Source organism: Variovorax sp. UC122_21, from assembly GCF_044056785.1.
GTDB lineage: Bacteria > Pseudomonadota > Gammaproteobacteria > Burkholderiales > Burkholderiaceae_C > Variovorax.
The window spans coordinates 143,403-161,559 of record NZ_CP172003.1 but is presented as its reverse complement, the minus strand read 5'-3'; the positions used below and the strand labels follow the sequence as shown (position 1 = coordinate 161,559).

19 protein-coding genes and 1 pseudogene are annotated in these 18,157 nt (G+C 70.3%); 10 read left to right on the top strand and 10 right to left on the bottom strand.

The window, feature by feature from the left end; genetic code table 11:
* Positions 1-21: 21 nt before the first annotated feature.
* The 3 genes from ACHMXE_RS00850 (at position 22) to ACHMXE_RS00840 (ending at position 2,004) form a co-directional block, all read left to right on the top strand.
* Entirely contained in the window at positions 22-1,065 is a 1,044-nt protein-coding gene (locus tag ACHMXE_RS00850) for a tripartite tricarboxylate transporter substrate binding protein (RefSeq protein ID WP_209539580.1), read from the top strand.
* 123 nt (positions 1,066-1,188) lie between these two features.
* Complete coding sequence (locus tag ACHMXE_RS00845; protein WP_395346318.1) at positions 1,189-1,485, top strand: DUF1778 domain-containing protein; 297 nt, start codon at positions 1,189-1,191, stop codon at positions 1,483-1,485.
* Positions 1,486-2,004: a GNAT family N-acetyltransferase gene (locus ACHMXE_RS00840; protein ID WP_093349399.1), complete on the top strand. Its 519-nt coding sequence runs from the start codon at positions 1,486-1,488 to the stop codon at positions 2,002-2,004.
* A 63-nt stretch (positions 2,005-2,067) separates the two neighbouring features.
* On the opposite strand, the gene ACHMXE_RS00835 is transcribed toward ACHMXE_RS00840, so the two are convergent.
* Entirely contained in the window at positions 2,068-2,466 is a 399-nt protein-coding gene (locus ACHMXE_RS00835; RefSeq protein ID WP_395346317.1) for a Zn-ribbon domain-containing OB-fold protein, read from the bottom strand.
* Between the two features lie 2 nt (positions 2,467-2,468).
* Positions 2,469-3,638: a thiolase domain-containing protein gene (locus tag ACHMXE_RS00830; protein WP_395346316.1), complete on the bottom strand. Its 1,170-nt coding sequence runs from the start codon at positions 3,636-3,638 to the stop codon at positions 2,469-2,471.
* A gap of 189 nt (positions 3,639-3,827) precedes the next feature.
* Here ACHMXE_RS00830 and ACHMXE_RS00825 point away from each other — a divergent pair, with 189 nt between their 5' ends.
* The 7 genes from ACHMXE_RS00825 to ACHMXE_RS00795 are packed head-to-tail and all read left to right on the top strand — an operon-like array spanning position 3,828 to position 10,748.
* A complete protein-coding gene (locus ACHMXE_RS00825) occupies positions 3,828-5,492 on the top strand; it encodes a long-chain-fatty-acid--CoA ligase (RefSeq protein ID WP_395346315.1) in 1,665 nt (554 codons plus the stop codon).
* Positions 5,493-5,551: 59 nt separating this feature from the next.
* Positions 5,552-6,325 (top strand): SDR family NAD(P)-dependent oxidoreductase, encoded by a 774-nt coding sequence (locus tag ACHMXE_RS00820; protein WP_395346314.1) that lies wholly within the window; start codon positions 5,552-5,554, stop codon positions 6,323-6,325.
* Between the two features lie 14 nt (positions 6,326-6,339).
* A complete protein-coding gene (locus ACHMXE_RS00815; RefSeq protein ID WP_395346313.1) occupies positions 6,340-7,377 on the top strand; it encodes a hypothetical protein in 1,038 nt (345 codons plus the stop codon).
* Complete coding sequence (locus tag ACHMXE_RS00810; RefSeq protein WP_395346311.1) at positions 7,374-8,165, top strand: enoyl-CoA hydratase/isomerase family protein; 792 nt, start codon at positions 7,374-7,376, stop codon at positions 8,163-8,165. Before ACHMXE_RS00815 ends, ACHMXE_RS00810 begins: the two co-directional genes overlap by 4 nt.
* A 45-nt stretch (positions 8,166-8,210) precedes the next feature.
* A complete protein-coding gene (locus ACHMXE_RS00805; protein WP_395346309.1) occupies positions 8,211-9,077 on the top strand; it encodes a MaoC/PaaZ C-terminal domain-containing protein in 867 nt (288 codons plus the stop codon).
* A complete protein-coding gene (locus ACHMXE_RS00800; protein WP_395346307.1) occupies positions 9,074-9,583 on the top strand; it encodes a zinc-binding dehydrogenase in 510 nt (169 codons plus the stop codon). Before ACHMXE_RS00805 ends, ACHMXE_RS00800 begins: the two co-directional genes overlap by 4 nt.
* Positions 9,584-9,611: 28 nt before the next feature.
* Entirely contained in the window at positions 9,612-10,748 is a 1,137-nt protein-coding gene (locus ACHMXE_RS00795; protein ID WP_395346306.1) for an acyl-CoA dehydrogenase family protein, read from the top strand.
* Positions 10,749-10,785: 37 nt separating this feature from the next.
* On the opposite strand, the gene ACHMXE_RS00790 is transcribed toward ACHMXE_RS00795, so the two are convergent.
* The 8 genes and pseudogenes from ACHMXE_RS00790 to ACHMXE_RS00755 all read right to left on the bottom strand — a co-directional run.
* Positions 10,786-11,925 carry an acyl-CoA dehydrogenase family protein gene (locus tag ACHMXE_RS00790; RefSeq protein ID WP_395346305.1) on the bottom strand — a complete coding sequence of 380 codons (1,140 nt, stop codon included), beginning with the start codon at positions 11,923-11,925 and terminating at the stop codon, positions 10,786-10,788.
* Complete coding sequence (locus tag ACHMXE_RS00785; protein ID WP_395346304.1) at positions 11,922-12,290, bottom strand: DUF6285 domain-containing protein; 369 nt, start codon at positions 12,288-12,290, stop codon at positions 11,922-11,924. The genes ACHMXE_RS00790 and ACHMXE_RS00785 overlap by 4 nt, the downstream gene beginning before the upstream one ends.
* Before the next feature lie 17 nt (positions 12,291-12,307).
* Positions 12,308-13,312, bottom strand: coding sequence for a phosphotransferase family protein (locus ACHMXE_RS00780; RefSeq protein ID WP_395346303.1), 1,005 nt, complete (start codon positions 13,310-13,312; stop codon positions 12,308-12,310).
* A 1-nt stretch (position 13,313) separates the two neighbouring features.
* Positions 13,314-14,837, bottom strand: coding sequence for an acyl-CoA synthetase (locus ACHMXE_RS00775; RefSeq protein ID WP_395346301.1), 1,524 nt, complete (start codon positions 14,835-14,837; stop codon positions 13,314-13,316).
* Entirely contained in the window at positions 14,834-15,730 is an 897-nt protein-coding gene (locus ACHMXE_RS00770) for an enoyl-CoA hydratase-related protein (protein WP_395346300.1), read from the bottom strand. The genes ACHMXE_RS00775 and ACHMXE_RS00770 overlap by 4 nt, the downstream gene beginning before the upstream one ends.
* Entirely contained in the window at positions 15,727-16,860 is a 1,134-nt protein-coding gene (locus tag ACHMXE_RS00765; RefSeq protein ID WP_395346299.1) for an acyl-CoA dehydrogenase family protein, read from the bottom strand. The genes ACHMXE_RS00770 and ACHMXE_RS00765 overlap by 4 nt, the downstream gene beginning before the upstream one ends.
* Before the next feature lie 6 nt (positions 16,861-16,866).
* A complete protein-coding gene (locus ACHMXE_RS00760; RefSeq protein WP_395347379.1) occupies positions 16,867-17,622 on the bottom strand; it encodes an acyl-CoA dehydrogenase family protein in 756 nt (251 codons plus the stop codon).
* 121 nt (positions 17,623-17,743) lie between these two features.
* Positions 17,744-18,040: pseudogene (locus tag ACHMXE_RS00755) on the bottom strand (acyl-CoA dehydrogenase family protein); the annotation flags it as partial.
* Positions 18,041-18,157 lie beyond the last annotated feature (117 nt).

Genomic DNA, 18,157 nt, shown 5'->3' with positions numbered 1-18,157 from the left:
CACACAACGAAGGAGACAGACATGATGAACAGCTGGATGCGTCTGCCGGGAGTCGCCGGCAAGGCGAAGGGCCCGGTGCGCGCCGCGGCCCGGGGCTTCTGGGCGGCGTTGCTCGCGGCCGGCGCGCTCGCGCTGCCGCAGGCCGGCATCGCGCAGTCCGCGGCGTCGGACTTCCCGAACCGACCGATCACCATCGTCGTGCCCTATCCGCCGGGCGGCACCACCGACGTGCTCGCGCGCGTGCTGCAGGAGCCGATGCAGCGCTTCCTCAAGCAGCCCGTGATCATCGAGAACAAGGCCGGCGCCTCGGCCGTGCTGGGCACCAAGTTCGTCGCCAAGGCGCCGGCCAACGGCTACACCCTGCTGTTCCCCAACAACGGCCTGGTGATCTCGCCGCAGGTCTCGAAGGAGGCCGACTACGCGCCGCTGAAGGACTTCGCGCCCGTGTCGCTGGTCTCGCTGCAGCCGATGATCCTCGCGATCAATCCCTCGGTGCCCGCGAAGTCGGTGCAGGAGCTGATCGACTATGCGAAGGCCAATCCGCGCAAGCTCGATTTCGCGACCGCCGGGCCGGCCTCCTTCGGCCACCTCGCCACCGAGCTCTTCAGCCGGCGCGCCGGCGTCGAGATGACCCACATCCCCTACAAGGGCCAGGCCCCGACCACCCAGGCCATCCTGACCGGCGAGTCGAAGGTGCTGCTGAGCACGAGCTCGTCGCAGATGAATGCCTTCATCAAGGAGGGCAGGGTGCGGCTGCTCGGCGTGTCGTCGCTGCAGCCCTCGCCGCTCGCGCCCGGCGCGCCGCCGATTGCCAACACCTTGCCGGGCTTCAACCCCGAGGTCTGGTTCGGCCTGTTCGCCCCGGCGGGCACGCCGCGCGAGGTGGTGGCCCGGCTCAACGACGCGATCGTGAAGTCGCTGGCGCTGCCCGAGGTGAAGGAGAAGTTCGAGACCGCCGGTGCGGCGGCCACTGGCAGCACGCCCGAGCAACTGGGGGCGCGGATCGCGGAGGAGTATGCGACGTGGACTTCGGTGATTCGTGAGGCCAACATCAGGACGGATTAGTTGGACAAGCCCGCGTCACTGGGCATCGAGGGCAGGGCATTGTCTTGACGTGTACGGACAAACGGCGTACATTTAGCGATGATGATCATCCCGATCTCACTCCGATCCCCAGCGAGGTCATCCATGCTGAATACGCCCGAAACCCAAGAAAAGCCGCGCAACGCGCGGCTGGAAGCACGCGTGTCCAGTGACCAGAAGGACTTCTTCCAGCGCGCGGCAACCCTGACGGGGCGCACCCTGAGCGAACTCGTCATCGACAGTACGCAGGAGGCGGCAACGAAGATCGTGCAGGAGCACGAAGTCATTCGCCTGAGCCGGGAGGAGCAGATCGCCTTCGTTACCGCTTTGCTGGCACCCCCCGAGCCGGGGCCACGCCTGAAGAAGGCCATCCAAGGCTATCGTCGGAAGGCGGGGTTGTGATTGGCGCTCCTCCTCGCACCGGAGCACATCGGCCCGCTCGAGAAGGCGCATGACCGCAAGTCGTTCGATTGCGGCAACGAAGACCTGAATCGCTACTTGCGCGAACAGGCGCGGCAGGACGCTGAGAAGCGGGTGGCCGCGCCTTTCGTGCTCACGCAACCGGGCGCTCCGAAGGTGCTCGGCTTCTACACCCTTTCGTCCTCGATCATTCCTGCCGGCGAGCTACCGGCGGATCTGATGAAGCGGCTGCCGCGCTATGGACAGTTGCCCGTCACGCTGCTTGGGCGCCTGGCCGTGGATCGCTTGGCCCGAGGGCAGGGCGTGGGAGAGTTTCTTCTGGTGGATGCCATGCGTCGCAGCCTGGAGGCCGCGCAGCAGATCGCAGCCATGGCGGTGGTCGTGGATGCGAAGGACGCGCAGGCCGAAAGCTTCTACCGGCATTTCGATTTCCAGCCGTTCCAGCAAACGCCGTTGCGGCTGTTCTTGCCCATGTCGCAAATCGCCGGGCTGTTTGCTTAGGTCATCCGGCCCCACGGGGGTCATCTTGCGGAAGCTCGCAATCTTGAGGTCGTCTCGTCGTGCTCAAGCCGGCGCAAACATCGGCACTGCGAACCCGCCTTCCGCCGGCTTGAAACACACCTTCACCCGATCGCCGATGCGCAGCGCATCGAGATCGGCACCGACGATGTTGGTGAGCATGGTCACTCCCTCGTCGAGCGTGACGTAGGCGATCGCATAGGGGATCGGGCCGGCGCGGCGCGTCACGCTGACGCTGTAGACCGTGCCGAGGCCGCTGGCGTCTTCCCATGCGGTGTCGCCCAGGCAGTAGGGGCACAGCGCGCGCGGATACCAGTGGGCCTTGGCGCAGGCGGTGCAGCGCTTGATGCGCAGCACGCCTTCGCGCGCGGCGTTCCAGTAGGGCTCGGTGGCGGCGTCGACGATCGGCGCGCCGAGCGCGCGGTCCTGGTAGGGGGTGCTCATCTTCAGTTCCTTTCGAGGATCAGGGTGGCGCTGCCGTGGCGCGAGCCGAGCAGGCCGCCCGTGCCCTGCGCGAGCGCGAGGCCGCAACCGGGGACCTGTACCTTCGGATGCGCCTCGCCGCGCAGTTGGCGCACGGCCTCGATCACCTTGGTGATGCCGCCGCGGTTGGCGGGATGGTTGTTGCACAGGCCGCCGCCGTCGGTGTTGAACGGCAGCTTGCCGACGCCCGAGATCAGGTTGCCGTCGGCCACGAAGCGGCCGCCCTCGCCCTTGCGGCAGAAGCCCAGGTCCTCGAGCTGCATCAGCACGGTGATGGTGAAGCTGTCGTAGATCGACGCGTACTGGATGTCGGCCGGCGTCACGCCCGCTTCGGCGAACGCGATCGGGCCCGAGACGGCGGCGCCCGACCAGGTGAGGTCGAGCTGGCCATTGGCCTGGCCCTTCACGGTCTCGCCGGCGCCGAGCACGCTGACCACGGGCCGCGCGAGCGAGCGTGCGATCTCGGGGCGCACCACCAAGAGCGCGCCGCCGCCGTCGCTCACGACGCAGCAGTCGAGCTTGTGCAGCGGGTCGGAGATCATCGGCGAGGCCAGCACTTCCTCCACGGTGACGGGATCGCGCAGCATCGCGTTCGGGTTGTGCTGCGCATGCGCGGCGGCGGCGACCTTGATCCAGGCGAGCTGCTCGCTGGTGGTGCCGAACTCGTGCATGTGGCGCGCCGCGGCCAGCGCATACATGTTGACCGTGACCGGTGCATAGGGCATTTCCCAGGCCACGTCCGGCGTGGCCGCGGTCACGTTGCGCGGGCCGGTGCCCACGCCGCTGGCCTCGGTGCGCGGGCGTCCCGCGAGCGTGATCAGCGCCACGTTGCACTTGCCCGCGGCGATGGCCTGCGCGGCATGCGAGACCTGCACCAGGTAGGCGGAGCCGCCGGTGTCGGTGCTGTCGACATGGCGCACCTTGAGGCCGAGGTAGTCGACCATGCTCAGCGGGCCGAGGCCCGGCGCGTCGCCCGCGCAGAAATAGCCGTCGACGTCCTGCAGCGACAGGCCGGCGTCGGCCAGCGCGCCGCGTGCGCATTCCGCATGCAGCTGCGGCACCGTCTTGTCGGGCGCCTTGCGCGTGGGGTGTTCGAAAGCGCCCGCGATGCAGGCCTGTCGCTTGATGCTCATTCCAATGGCTCCGTGTGATCGCCCGGTGCGGGCTCGGGGTGCGTCGCGCCGGCCGGATCGTTGCCGCTCTGCCTTGACGCTGCGTCGTCGGCCTGATTATCATTGGTTCAACCAAAATAAATCAACAGGCAAATCGGCGGCGCTGTCTCGCGCGATGCCGCGGCCCGGCGAAGACCAAGGACGACAGCCATGACCCCGCACGATTCGAAGCACTGGCCGCGCACCCTGCCGCGCGACATCGACGTTCCGCCCACGAACCTGTGCGCGAACCTGCTGGTGTCGGCCGTGCGTTCTCCGCAGCGCGCGGTGGTGGTCGACGATTTCGGCAGCCTGTCGTACGCGGCGCTGGTCGAGCAGGTGGAGCGCATCGCCGCCTTCCTGCAGCACGAACTGGCGGTGCGCCTGGGCGACCGCGTGCTGCTGTACCTGCCCAACGGCCGCGGCTGGATCGCGGCCTACTTCGCGATCCTGCGCGTCAACGCGGTCGTGGTGCCCGTCAACCCGATGAACAAGCGCGACGAGCTGCCGCACTACCTCGAGGACAGCGAGGCGGTGGTGGCCTTCTGCGGGGCCGACAACGTGGCCCAACTGCTGGCGGTGCCGGGCGCGCACCGGCTGCGCCGCGTGGTGATCGTCGGCAGCCCGGGGCCGGTGGACGACCTGGTGGAAGCCGCAGAGCCTTCGGATGCGGCATCCGGCGCGTCGCGCACCATCGGCCTGCGCCGGGTGCTGGCGGCCGCCGGCGCGCCCGCAGCCCCGCTCGAACACCTGCCCGATGCGCTCGCGCTGATCCTCTACAGCTCGGGCTCCACCGGCGTGCCCAAGGGCTGCATGCACACGCACCGCACGCTCAACGCCAGCACGGTCGCGGTCGCGCACTGGATGGGCATGGTCCCGCATTCGGTGCAGCTGGTGGCGCTGCCGTACTTCCACATCACCGGCATGCAGAACCTGCTGAACGCGCCGATCTACGGCGGCGGCACGCTGGTGCTGATGAAGCGCTGGGACCGCGACCAGGCCGCGGCGCTGATCGCGCGGCACCGGGTCAGCCACTGGACGGCGATGCCGACCATGGTGATCGACTTCCTCGCGAGTCCGCGGCTGGCCGAGTACGACCTGAGCTCTGTGCGCCGCATCGGCGGCGGCGGCGCGGGCATGCCCGAGGCCGTGTGCGAGCGCCTGAAGCAGTTGACCGGGCTCGACTTCCTCGAGGGCTATGGGCTGTCGGAAACGGCGCATGTCTCGGGCAACCCCGCGCATGCCTTCAAGCGCCAGTGCCTGGGCATGCCGCTGTTCGGCACCGACCTGCGCATCGTCGACCCCGAAACTCTGCGCGAGCTGCCGCCCGGCGAGGTGGGCGAGATCGTGATGTCGGGGCCGCAGGTGTTCGCGGGTTACTGGCGCAACGAGCAGGCCACGCGCGCGGCGCTGCTGGAGATCGACGGGCGGCGCTTCGTGCGCAGCGGCGATCTCGGGCGGCGCGACGAGGACGGCTACTTCTTCATCGTCGACCGGCTCAAGCGCATGGTCAATGCCTCGGGCTACAAGGTCTGGCCGGCCGAGGTCGAGGCGATGCTGCACGAGCATCCGGCGATTGCCGAGGCCTGCGTGATCGCCGCGCACGATCCCTATCGCGGCGAGACCGTGAAGGCGGTGGTGGTGCTGCGCGAGGCGCATGCGGGCCACGTGCGTGAGGCCGACGTCATCGAATGGGCGAAGCAGAAGATGGCCGCCTACAAGTACCCGCGGCTGGTCGAGTTCGTGCGCGAGCTGCCCAAGTCGCCGACCGGAAAGATCGCCTGGCGCCAGCTGCAGGACGCCGAGCGCGCGAAGGCCGCGATGGCGTCCGCCTGAGCGAAGCGCATCGCCTCGTACCCCCAGTTCAACCCCCATCCATCATCCAACGGAGACCTATGCAGAACCTCGTCAATCTCGAAGGCCGCACCATCGTCGTGACCGGCGCCGGGCAGGGCATCGGCAAGGCGATCGCGACGCTCGCCGTGCAGCTCGGCGGCAACGTCGTCGCGCTCGACCTCAACCCCGACACGCTGGGCACGGCGATGTCCGCGCTGCCCGCCAATCGCGTGCAGCAGGTGGTCGGCAGCGTGACCGACGCGGACCTCGCCGCGCGCGCCGTCGCCGAGGCCGTGGAGCGCTTCGGCGGCGTGCACGGCCTGGTGAACAACGCCGGCATAACCCGCCCGGCCATGATCGAGAAGATGACGCCGCAGCAATGGCAGGAGGTGATCGACGTGCACCTCACCGGCACCTTCTACTGGTTGCAGGCCGTGGGCCGCCACATGGTGGCGCGCGCGAAGGCGGGCGACACCAGCGGCGGCGCCATCGTCAACATCTCCTCCGACGCCGGCCGCAAGGGCTCGATCGGCCAGGTCAACTACGCGGCCGCCAAGGCCGGCATGCTGGGCGTCACGATGACGGCGGCGCGCGAATGGGGCCGCTACAACATCCGCACCAACTCGATCTGCTTCGGCGTGGTCGAAACCCCGATGACCGAGGTGGTGCGCGGCGAGAAATTCCGCGATGGCATGCTCGCGCAGATTCCGCTGGGCCGCTGGTCCACGCCCGAGGAGGTGGTGAAGACGGTGTGCTTCCTGATGTCGGACGCGGCCTCCTACATCACCGGTCAGCACCTGGGGGTCAACGGCGGCTTCCACATCAGCCTGTAGCTACGGGGCGAACCATGTACATGCCGCCCCACAGCAAGCTGCGGCTCGATCCGCGGGACGAATACAACCACGTGCCCGAGGCCGTGTCCAACTACAACGAGAGCGCCTACTTCAACGCCTTCGACAGCGCGCGCGGCATCGGTGCCTGGATGCGCCTGGGCAACCGGCCGCACGAGGGGCATGCCGAGCTCAGCTGCTGCGTCTACCTGCCCGACGGCCGCGTGGGCTTCATGCACCAGCGGCCGAAGATCGAGCACAACGAGGCGCTGGACGCGGGCGGCATGCGCTTCGAGGTGATCGAACCCTTCAGGCACCTGCGCGTGCGCTACGAGGGCGAGCTGCTGCTGATGGACGACCCGCATGCCATGGCCGACCCGAGCAGCGCCTTCAAGCGCTATCCGAAGCGGCCCGCCTCGATCGCGCTCGACTTCCGCGGCGTCTCGCCGATGCACGGCGGCGAGATCGTCGCGCTCGACGGCAGCCCGATCGTGCTGGACCCCGAGCATGCGGTGTACCGCGGCCACATCGAGCAGAACATGGCGGTGGCCGGCCACATCGCGGTGGACGGCCTGCGCTTCGAGATCACCGGGCACGGCTACCGCGACAAGTCCTGGGGCCCGCGCCACTGGCACAGCTTCTACTGGTACAAGTGGCTGCCCGTGACCTTCGGCGATGACTTCGGCGTGCTGCTGTCGATCAAGGGCCGCAAGGGACAGCCGAACCACGTGAGCGGCAACGTGCTGCGCGACGGCCGCTACGAGCCGGTGGTCGACGGGCGCATCGAGACCGACTACGACGCGCAGCACTATCCGCGCGCCTTCACCGCGCAGGTTCGCACGGCCGAGCGCAGCTACACGCTGACCGGCAAGGTCGGCGCGCTGGTGCCGCTGCGGCATCGCCGCGTGGCGGGTGGTGCCGGTGACTACACGCGCATCACCGAGGGCATCACCGAGTACCGCTGCGAAGGGCGTAGCGCGCTGGGCATGTCGGAGTACTGCGACCTGATGGTGGACGGCGTGCCGATCTCGGTGCGCGAGACGGAGGCGCGATGAAGACCCTCGACTACCGGCTCGACGATGGCGTGGCGACGCTCACGCTCCATCGTCCCGAGGCGAAGAACGCACTCGATCCGACGATGGCCGACGAACTCGGCGAATGCCTCGCCGCGATCCGCGCCGACGAATCGGTGCGGGTGCTGGTGCTCGCCGGCGCCGGCGGCGCGTTCTGCGCGGGTGGCGACGTCAAGGCCATGGGGCAGGGCGGGCCGCGCACGCCCGAGCAGCGGCGCGCCGGCATGGCGCGCTACACGCGCATCTGCACCGAACTGATGGCGCTCGACCGCCCGGTGATCGCCGCCGTCGACGGCGTGGCCTACGGCGCGGGTTTCAGCCTGGCGCTGATGTGCGACATCGTGCTGCTCTCGGAACGCGCGCGCCTGTGCATGGTGTTCCAGCGCATCGGCCTCGTGCCCGACATGGGCGCCTTCTACACGCTGCCGCGCGTGGTGGGGCTGCAGCGCGCGAAGGAGCTGATCTTCTCGGCGCGCGAGATCGATGCCGCCGAGGCGCTGCGCCTGGGCCTGGCGATGGAGGTCGTGCCCGCCGAGGCGCTGGCGGCGCGCGCGCAGGCGATCGCGCGCAGCTTTGCGGGCGCTTCGCCGGTGGCGATGAGCATCGCCAAGCGCGCCCTGCAGGCTTCGCTCGGCAGCGATCTCCAGACGCTGCTCGAGATCGAGTCGTCCGGCCAGGCACTGGCCTCGAACAGCGACTACGCGAAGGAAGCGGTGCGGCGCTTCGCGGCGCGCGAGCCCGCGCAGTTCCGCTGGCCGCCTGCTGCGTGAAGCGCGGCGACCTCGACAGATCACGACACGACAAGGCAAGCGACGATGCTCGACTATCAGAAGGCCCGCGACTGGCAATCCGGCGAGCTGCGCCACGACTACGCACCGCGGGACACCATGCTCTATGCGCTCGGCCTCGGCCTGGGCGCCGACCCGCTCGACGAGCGGCAACTGCGCTTCGTCTACGAGAAGGAGCTCGCGGCGCTGCCGACCATGGCGGCGGTGCTGGCCTCGCCGGGCTTCTGGATGCGCGAGCGGCGCGAGATCGGCATCGACTTCATGAAGCTGGTGCACGGCGAACAGGCGCTGCGCCTGCATGCGCCGCTGCCGCCATCGGGCACGGTGCTCGGGCACACGCGCGTGACGCGCGTGGTCGACAAGGGCGAAGGCAAGGGCGCGGTGCTGCATGTGGAGAAGGAACTGGCGGATGCCGAGGGCCGGGCGCTCGCCACCGTCGAGAGCGTGTACTTCCTGCGCGGCGACGGCGGCTTCTCCCGGACGGACGGGCGCAGCGACGAAGCCGCCGCGCCGGCGCCGGCCACGCCCCAGGGTGCTCCCGAGCATGTGCTGGACCTGCCCACGCGGCCCGACCAGGCGCTGCTCTACCGGCTCTCGGGCGACCTCAACCCCTTGCATGCAGAGCCGGCCTTCGCGGCCAGGGTGGGCTTCGCGAAACCGATCCTGCATGGCCTCGCGACCTGGGGCATCGCGGGCCGGGGCCTGCTCGAGGCGCATGCAGGCCTCGATCCGGCGCGGCTGGTGGCGATGCGCGCGCGCCTGTCGGCGCCGGTTTATCCGGGCGAGACGATCCGCCTCGAGAGCTGGCGCAACGGCAACGAGGTGGCGTTTCGCGCGCGCGCGCTCGAGCGCGACCTGCTGGTGCTGACGCACGGCCACGCCGAGCTGCGATGAAGGCCTGGCGCGTCGAGGCGATCGGCGATCCGGCCGGCCTGCGCCTCGCCGACGTGCCCGCGCCGACACCGGCCGCCGACGAGTACCTCGTGAAGGTCGAGGTGGCGGACCTCGATTTCCTCGACACCCTGCTGGTCGAGGGCCGCTACCAGGTGCGACCCGCGCTGCCTTTCACGCCAGGCATGGAGGGGTGGGCACCGTGGTCGGTGGGCCCGAGGCGGGGTTGCGCGTGGCGGCCGCGACGCCATCGGGGCGCCTCGGCCATCGGCGTGCTGTGGGGCGAGGTGCGCAAGCGCGAGCCGGCCCTGGCGAGCCGGCTGGCGCAGGAGATCCGCGACTGGTGGCGCGAAGGGCGGCTGCGCCCGCTCGAGGCCACGGCCTTCGACTTCGCGCGGCTGCCCGAGGCGCTGGCCGCCCTGGCGCAGCGGCGCACCCGCGGCAAGGCGATCCTCACGATGTCCGCGATGTCGCCAATGGAACGTGCAGGATCGAATTCGCTTGCGTAGAATCAATGGTTCTACCAAAGGAGACATGATGGACTTCAACCTGCCCGCCGACGCCGAGGAGATGCGCGTCGCCACGCGAGACGCCGTCGACGCCCTGCTCAAGCTCGAACCGCGCTACCACGAGACCGGGGAGGTGCCCGAGCAGGTCGAGAGCACCCTGCGCGAGATGGGCTTCTACGGCATGGCGATCCCCGAGGCCTACGGTGGGATGCCGGTGGACCACCTCACGAGCGTGGCGGTGCAGCTCGAGCTCGCGCGGCTGCCGCCGCAGTTCTGGCCCTTCGTGCGCTCGGCCATCGGGCCCGGCGTGCACATCATCGTGGACCACGGCAACGAGGCCCTCAAGAAGAAGTGGCTGCCCGAGATCGCCTCGGGCCGCTCGCGCAACTGCATCGCGATCACCGAGCCGCACGCGGGCTCCGACGCGGCGCGGATGCTGACCTCCGCCAGGCGCGAGGGCGACCACTACGTGCTCAACGGCACGAAGACTTTCATCTCGAACGCCAACCACGCGCACTCGATCACCGTGCTGGCCTCGACCGACCGCGCGGCCGGCAAGCACGGCATCTCGGCCTTCCTGCTCGACACCATCACGCCGGGCTTCGAGGTGGCGCGCATCATGCCGACCATGGGCTGGATGGACGACAGCCTCTGCGAGATCACCTTCACCGACTGCCGCATCCCGGTGGAGAACCTGCTGGGCGAGGAGGGCCGCGGCCTCTCGTACGCGATGTCGGGGCTCAACGAGGGCCGCCTCAACGTGGGCTGCCAGGCACTGGGCCCGGCGCAGATCGCGCTCGACGAAACCATCGAGCATGCCCGCACGCGGGTCACCTTCGGGCAGGCGCTGGCCGAGCACCAGGCGATCCAGCACATGATCGCCGACATGGCGATGGACCTGCATGCCGCGCGCATGGTGCTGTTCGAAGCCGTGTGGCGCGCCACACGTGGCGAGGATGCGCGCATGAAGGCCTCGATGGTGAAGGTGATCTGCACCGAGGCGGCCTGCCGCATCGCCGACAAGGCGCTGCAGATCTTCGGCGGCTCGGGCTACTGCCGCGGCACCATCGTCGAGCGCGTGTACCGCGACCTGCGCGTGCTGCGCATCTACGAGGGCGCCTCGGAGATCCACCGCAACATGATCGCGCGGCAGTTGCTGGCCTGAGGCGAGGCCGGCGCGGGCGCGACGCCCGCGCCCGGCTTCACCGCATGAGTTCGCGCGCGATCACCACGCGCTGGATCTGGTTGGTGCCTTCGAAGATCTGGTTGAGCTTGGCGTCGCGCATCATCTTCTCGACCGGATAGTCCCTCACGTAGCCGTAGCCGCCGAAGACCTGCACCGCGTCGGTCGTGACCTTCATCGCGACGTCGCTCGCGAAGCACTTGGCCATGCTCGCGAACTTGGGCAGCGCGGCCCAGTCGCCGGTGTCGGCCAGGCGCGCGGTCTCGTAGACCAGGCAGCGCGCGGCCTCGATCTGTATCGCCATGTCGGCCAGCATGAACTGGATGCCCTGGAACTCGATGATGGCGCGCTTGAACTGGCGCCGCTGCTTGGCGTAGGCCAGCGCCGCGTCGAGCGCGCCCTGCGCCAGCCCGACCGAGGCCGCGGCGATGGCGGGGCGGTTGAGATCGAGCGCGCGCATCGCCGAGCGGAAGCCCCTGCCTTCCTCGCCGAGGCGGTTCTCGGCCGGCACGCGCACGTTGTCGAGGTAGATCGGCACGTTGATCGTGCCCTTCATGCCCATCTTGCGCTCGTTGCGCCCGAAGCTCAGGCCCTGGCTGTTCCTCACGTCGACGATGAAGGGGCTGATGTCGTCGGCGCCGCCGCCTTCGCCGGTCTTGGCGAAGACCAGGATGTAGTCGGCGCGGCTGCCGAAGGTGCACCACTGCTTCTGGCCGTTGAGCACGTAGCTGTCGCCGTCGGCCACCGCGCGCGTGCGCATGCCGCCCACGTCGCTGCCGCAGTCGGGTTCCGACAGCGCGATCGCCGTCACCGTGCGGCCCTCGGCCAGCAGCGGCAGGAAGCGCTGCTTCTGTTCCTCGGTGCCGAAGTGCATCAGCGGCAGCGCGAACATGTTGTTCATGCCGGCCATCAGCGCGCACGATTCCGACACGCGCGAGATCTCCTCGCGCGCGATGCACACCATCGTGAGGTTGGCGCCGGGGCCGCCATAGGCCTCGGGCACCCACAGCTGCAGCAGCCCCATGTCGCCGTAGATCGGGATCAGTTCCTCGGGAAAGCGGTCGTTCTCGTCGATCTCGGCGGCGATGGGCGCGACATGGCGCTCGACCATGCGGCGCACGCCGTCGCGAAAGGCGATCTGTTCTTCGGTGAAGTTCATGGGGGGAGGTCCTTGGTGATCCAGCGGGGGTTGTTGATGGCCAGCGCCTCGGCCAGCGCGGCGCGCAGGTGGGCCGCGACGCCGGGCGCGTCGGGGTCGAGCCGGCCGTCGCGCAGCGCATCGGCCAGCGCGAGGGACGGGGAGGTGGGAGTGGGCGCGTCCTGCAGCAGCGCGAGCAGGCGCTCGCGCGCCGCGGCATCGTGCGCGGCGCCGAGCCGCAGCTCGCGCTCGACGATGCGCAGCACGTTGATCGCGATGCGGGTCTGGAAGCGGTGATAGCCTTCGAGCGAGGGCATCAGCTCCTCCTCGAGATAGCGCGCGGTCGCCGCGAGCAGGGTGGGGGCGGGCGGTACGCTGTCGGACATGGCCGCGGCTCCTTTCTTCAACGATCGACGAGCTGGAAGAAGTCCCACAGCGGCTCTTCCATGCGCCGGCCCACGGCGCACAGCTCCAGGCTCGCGGGCGTGCCGTCGTCGCGGGTGGCGAGGCCGCGGCGCACGCAGCCGATGGCCCACTTGAGGTTGGAGAAGGCTTCCCAGAAGCGCACGCGCGCGGGATCGACCGGCGCGCCGCCGGCGCGCTCGTAGGCCGCGTAGAGGTCCTCGCGCGCACCGAAGCCGCCGACCTCGGGCGTGGCGCCGAAGCGCCATGTCCGCATGCACAGCACGCCGAGGTCCTGCATCGGATCGCCGCGGCGCGCGATCTCCCAGTCGAGCACGCAGCGGATGCCTTCGGGACCGACGATCAGGTTGCCGGTGCGGAAGTCCGCATGCACCAGCGCGTCGGCATCGTCCGCGGGCAGGTGCCGGCGCACCCATTGCAGCGCGAATTCGAGCGCGGGATGACGAAAGCCCGTGGCGTCGAGCAGGCCCGCGTACACCGCGAGTTCCTGCGCAGGTGATAGCCGCTGCAGGAAATCCAGCCCCGTGGTGGGCATGCGATGGATCGTCGCGAGAATCCGCCCGGCCTGCTCCGCCATCGCGGCGCGTGCGCCGGCATGCGCGGGGTCGGAGACCAGCTTGCGTCCCAGCGTCTCGCCTGCCACATGCTCGGTGATATAGCCGCGGCCGAGGCCGTCGTGCAGGTCGAGGATGGCGCGCACCCTGGGCGCCGGCACGCCGTGGCTGCGCGCGGCGATCATCAGCCGCGCATCGTCGGCGGCATCGAGCTTGGGTGCCGACGATTCCTTTCTTTCGGGTGTGGCCGCGGGTGCCTGCTGCAGGATCAGCGCGACAGAGCCGTCGGCGGTCGCGAGCTCGAAGGACCAGGTGGTCTTGGTCGCGCCGCCCGTGAGGCGGCGCAGCGCCTCGACGCGGCCGTGCAGTCCCGCATGACGGCCCAGCGCGGCGGCGAGCCGTTGCGCCATCGCTTGCGTGGCGGGCGCCATCTCAGATCCTGCGGCCCGCGCCTTGCCAGAACGGATCGCGCAGGCGTCGCTTGAAGATCTTGCCGCTGTCCTCGCGCGGCAGCGCCGCATGGAAGTCGATGCGGCGCGGGACCTTGTACCGGGCCAGCCGCTCGGCGAGGAAGGCGCGGATCGCTTCCGCGTCGGGCGCGGCGCCGGGCATGCATTCGATGGCCGCGGCCAGCGATTCGCCCATCTCGTCGTCGGGGATGCCGAACACCGCGCAGTCGCGCACCGCGGGGCATTGCAGCAGCACGGCTTCGATCTCGGCCGGATAGATGTTCACGCCGGCCGAGATCACCATGTCGGCGCGGCGGTCGCACAGGTACAGGTGGTCGTCCTTGACGTAGCCCACGTCGCCGCAGCTGATCAGCCCGTCGCGCTCGACCTCGCGGCGCTTGTCGGGATGGTTGTGGTAGGTGAAGTCGGCATAGGCCGGCACGCGCACGAAGATCTCGCCGATCGCTCCCGGTGCGACCGGGCGGCCGTCCTCGCCGTAGAGCGCCATGCGCGCGCCGGGCGTCAGCCGGCCCACGCTGCCCGGAAACTCCAGCCAGTCCTGCGGCGTGCTCAGCGTGGCGGTGCCGACCTCGGTGCCGCCATAGGTCTCGTACACCACCGGGCCCCACCAGTCCATGAGCGCGCGCTTGGTATCGGGCGCGCAGGGCGCGCCGGTATGGGTGACCCAGCGCAGCGAGCCCAGGTCGTAGCGGCGGCGCACCGCCTCGGGCAGCTTGAGCATGCGCACGAACATCGTGGGCACCGCCACCATGTGGCTGATGCGGTGGCGCTCGATCGCGGCGAGCACGGCCTCGGGATCGAACTTCGTCTGCATCGCCAGCAGCTCGCAGGCGGGCAGCGCCTGGCGTGCGTAGGCATTGGGCGAGGAGTGGTACAGAGGCCCCGCGATCAGCGCGCGCACGCCGGGCTGCAGGCCGTACACGCTGCGCAGCAGCTCGACATAGGCGCGCGCCTGCTCGGGCGTGGCGGCCTCGCGCCGCACGCCCTTGGCGCGGCCGGTGGTGCCCGAGGTGTAGATCATGGTGGCGCGGCTGCGCATAGGCGGGCCGTCCCAGGGCGCGAAGCCCGCGAGCCAGGCGTTCCATTCGAGCGCATCGGCCGGCACCGAGGTGGCTTCGTCGGTCAGCGAGAAAGCGCGCACTGCCTCGGGCGGCGTCGGCACGGTCACGATGAGGGTGTCCGCGGGAATGCGCTCGCGCACCGGCGCGAGCAGGTCGGCATGGCCCACGAGCACGCGCGGGCGCACGTCGTCGACGATGTAGAGCACCTCCTCGGGCTTGCCGTGCCAGTTGATCGGCACGGCGTAGGCGCCGAGCGCGGCCGCGGCCTGCTGCGCCTCGAGGAAGGCGAAGTCGTTGCGCAGCAGCAGCGCCACCGCGTCGCCCTCGCGCACGCCGAGCGCATCGAGGCCGCGCGCGGCCTGCAGCGCGCGGCGGGTCAGCAGGTCGCGCTCCATGGCGCGCCCGTCGAGGATCACCTGGCTCATTTCGTCGTGGCTCCGGTGGGGGCGAACGGCGGCTCCGTCCACCAGGGGTAGGGCGCGGGCATGCCGGTGCTGACGGCATCGGGAAAGCGCGCGGGCCGCTTCTCGCGGAACGAGGCCACGCCCTCGGCCGCGTCGGCCGAAGCGCCGCGTGAGCGCAGCGCGGCGCTTTCGAGGCGATGGGCCTCCATCGGATGCGCCGCACCGAGCATGCGCCACATCAGTTGCCGCGTCAGCGCCACCGACACCGGCGCCGCATGCGCCGCGATCTCGGCGGCCAGCGATTGCGCGCGCGCCAGCAGCTCGCCGGGCTCGCACAGCTCGCTCACGAGCCCGCCCGCGCGGGCTTCCTCGGCATCGAAGACATGGCCGCCCATGCTCCATTCCAATGCTTTCGAGATGCCCACCACGCGCGGCAGGAACCAGCTCGCGCAGGCATCGGGCACGATGCCGCGGCGGGCGAAGACGAAGCCGAAGCGCGCGTCGCGCGAGGCGATGCGGATATCCATCGGCAGCAGCATCGACGCACCGATGCCGACGGCCGCGCCGTTGACGGCGGCGATCAGCGGCTTGGTGCTCGCGAACAGGCGCAGCGCGAGCACGCCGCCGCCATCGCGGCCCGGTTCCTCGCCGGATTCGGCGTCGCGCGCGGCCGCGGCCGGATCGAAGGCCTGCGCGCCTTCCGACAGGTCGAAGCCGGCGCAGAAGGCACGGCCCGCGCCGGTGATCACGATGGCGCGCACCGCGTCCCGCGCATCCGCGAGGTCGAGCGCCCGGCACAGCTCGCGGCGCATCGCGCGCGTCATCGCGTTCATGCGCTCGGGGCGGTGCAGCGTCAGCGTGAGCACCGGGCCCGACAGGTCCCAGCGCAGGGTCTCGAAGGCGGGTTCGCTCATGCCATCGCCGCCAGCCGCGCCGACTGCGCATCGACGTCGCCGAAGAGCTGGTCGAGCAGCGCGAGGCGGCGCAGGCAATGGCCCACCATGTATTCCTCGGTCATGCCGATGCCGCCATGCAGCTGGATCGCCGCGTGGCACAGGCCGCGGCCGTGGCGGCCAATGATGAGCTTGGCGCGCGCGAGGTCGGCGCGCGCGCCGGGTGCGTCGATGTCGTCGGCGGCGACCGCCGCCACCAGCGCCATGCTGCGGCACATTTCGAGGCTCACGAGCATTTCCGCGGCGCGGTGGCGCAAGGCCTGGTTCTCGCCGATCAGGCGGCCGAACTGGCGGCGCGTCTTCAGGTAGTCGATGGCCAGGCGGTAGGCCGACTCCATGAGGCCGACGGCGTCGGCGCAGACCGCGGCGGTGCCGGCGGCCAGGGTTCCCTCGAGCACGCGCAGCGCGCTGGCGGCATCGCGCGGATCGTGCAGCGGCAGGGCGGCGGCGGATTCGAAGCGCAGTTCGCCGGCCGGCGTGTCGTCGACCAGGCGATGGGCGCGGCACTGCACGCCCGGGTCCTCAGCATCGACCAGGAACAGGGCGAGGCCCTGCGCATCGTCGGGCGCGCCCGCCACGCGCGCGCTCACCACGACATGGTGCGCGGCCGTGGCATGCAGCACGTTGCATTTCGCGCCATCGAGCCGCCAGCGTTCGCCATCGTGGCGCGCGACGGTCTCGATCCACAGCGGGGCCTGGTGCCCGGCCGCTTCGTCGTGGGCCCAGGCGAGGCGGATTTCGCCGCTGGCCACGCCGGGCAGCAGCCGCGCCTGCAGGGCGTCGTCGCCCGCGAGCCGCAGCGCGGTGGCGCCGAGCACGACCGAGGCGAGAAAGGGCTCGAGCGACAGCGCACGGCCGAGTTCCTGCATCACCGGCAGCAGGTCGACGGCGCCGCCGCCGAAGCCGCCGTGGGCCAGCGGCAGGGGCAGGGCGGTCAATCCCAGCTCGGCCAGCTGTCGCCACACCGCTTCGCTCCAGCCCGCGGGCGTGGCAGCGATCGCGCGGCGCTGCTCGAAGCCGTAGACATCGCCGAGCAGGCGCGAGAGGCTGGCCTGCAGCGCCTGCTGCTCTTCATTCAGTTCGAAGTTCATGTGGGCCTATCCCAGGATCGTCTTGGAAAGAATGTCCTTCTGGACCTCGCTCGTGCCGCCGTAGATGCTGGCGGCGCGGCTGTAGAAGTAGCGCATCGCCAGCGGTCCGGCCCAGTGCTCGGCGCCGGGCCCGTCGTGCGCGCGGCGCTCCACCGCCGCGGGACCGGCGATGCGCTGCAGCAGCTGCGCGATCTCCTGCTGCAGCTCGGTGCCCTTGAGCTTGAGCACGGAGGCGAAGCCCGGGTTCTTCTGTGCCGTGTCGTTCGACAGCAGGAAGCGCCAGTTCGTGACCTCGAGCGCGCGGATCTCGGCGTCGAGCACGGCCATCTCGGCACGCAGCCGCGGGCTGTCGAGCAGCGGCCGGCCAGCCTGCGTGAGGCGGCCGGCCAGTTCGCGCGCATAGTCCAGCCGTTCGCGGCACAGGCCCACGTTGGCGATGCCGGTGCGCTCGTTCATCAGCAGGTACTTGGCGCAGTCCCAGCCGCGGCCTTCCTCGCCGACGAGGTTGTCGACCGGCACGCGCACCGCGTCGAAGAAGACCTCGTTGAGATGGTGCTGGCCGTCGATCGAGGTGATCGGGCGGATCGTGATGCCGGGGCTGCGCAGGTCGATCAGCAGGAAGGAGATGCCGTGCTGCTTGCTGCCCGTGCCGTCGGTGCGCACCAGCGCGAACACCCAGTCGGCCAGGTGCGCGGTGGTGGTCCAGATCTTCTGGCCGTCGACGACGTAGTGTTCGCCTTCGCGCCTGGCCGAGGTGCGCAGCGAGGCCAGGTCGGAGCCCGAGCCCCGGCTCGGAGAAGCCCTGGCAGAACCAGAGGTCGAGGTTCGCGAGCCGGGGCATGAAGAAGCGCTTCTGCGCCTCGGTGCCGAACTTCAGCAGCACCGGCCCGAGCATGCCCACGTTGAACACCTGCGGCAGCGGCGCAGGCGCGCGAAACAGCTCGTCGAGCAGGATCAGCCGCTCGGCCTGGCCGAGCTCGGCGCCGCCGTACTCACGCGGCCAGTGCGGTGCCGCCCAGCCTTTCTCGTTGAGGATGCGCTGCCACGTGACGGTGTCCTGCTTGCGCGGCGGATGGCCCAGGCGCAGGCGTTCGCGGATCTCGGCGGGCAGCCGGTCCTGGATGAACTGGCGGACCTCGCGGCGGAAGGCGGCTTGATCGGGGGGCGTGGCTAGATCCATCGGGCAAAGCAGCGGTGGCTGAGAGTGGGCTCGGGCCATCATATGCCGGACTTCTTATTGGATCAACCATTGCTTGCCTGAAGCCGAAGCCGGGCTTTGCCGGAACCTGGATGTCTC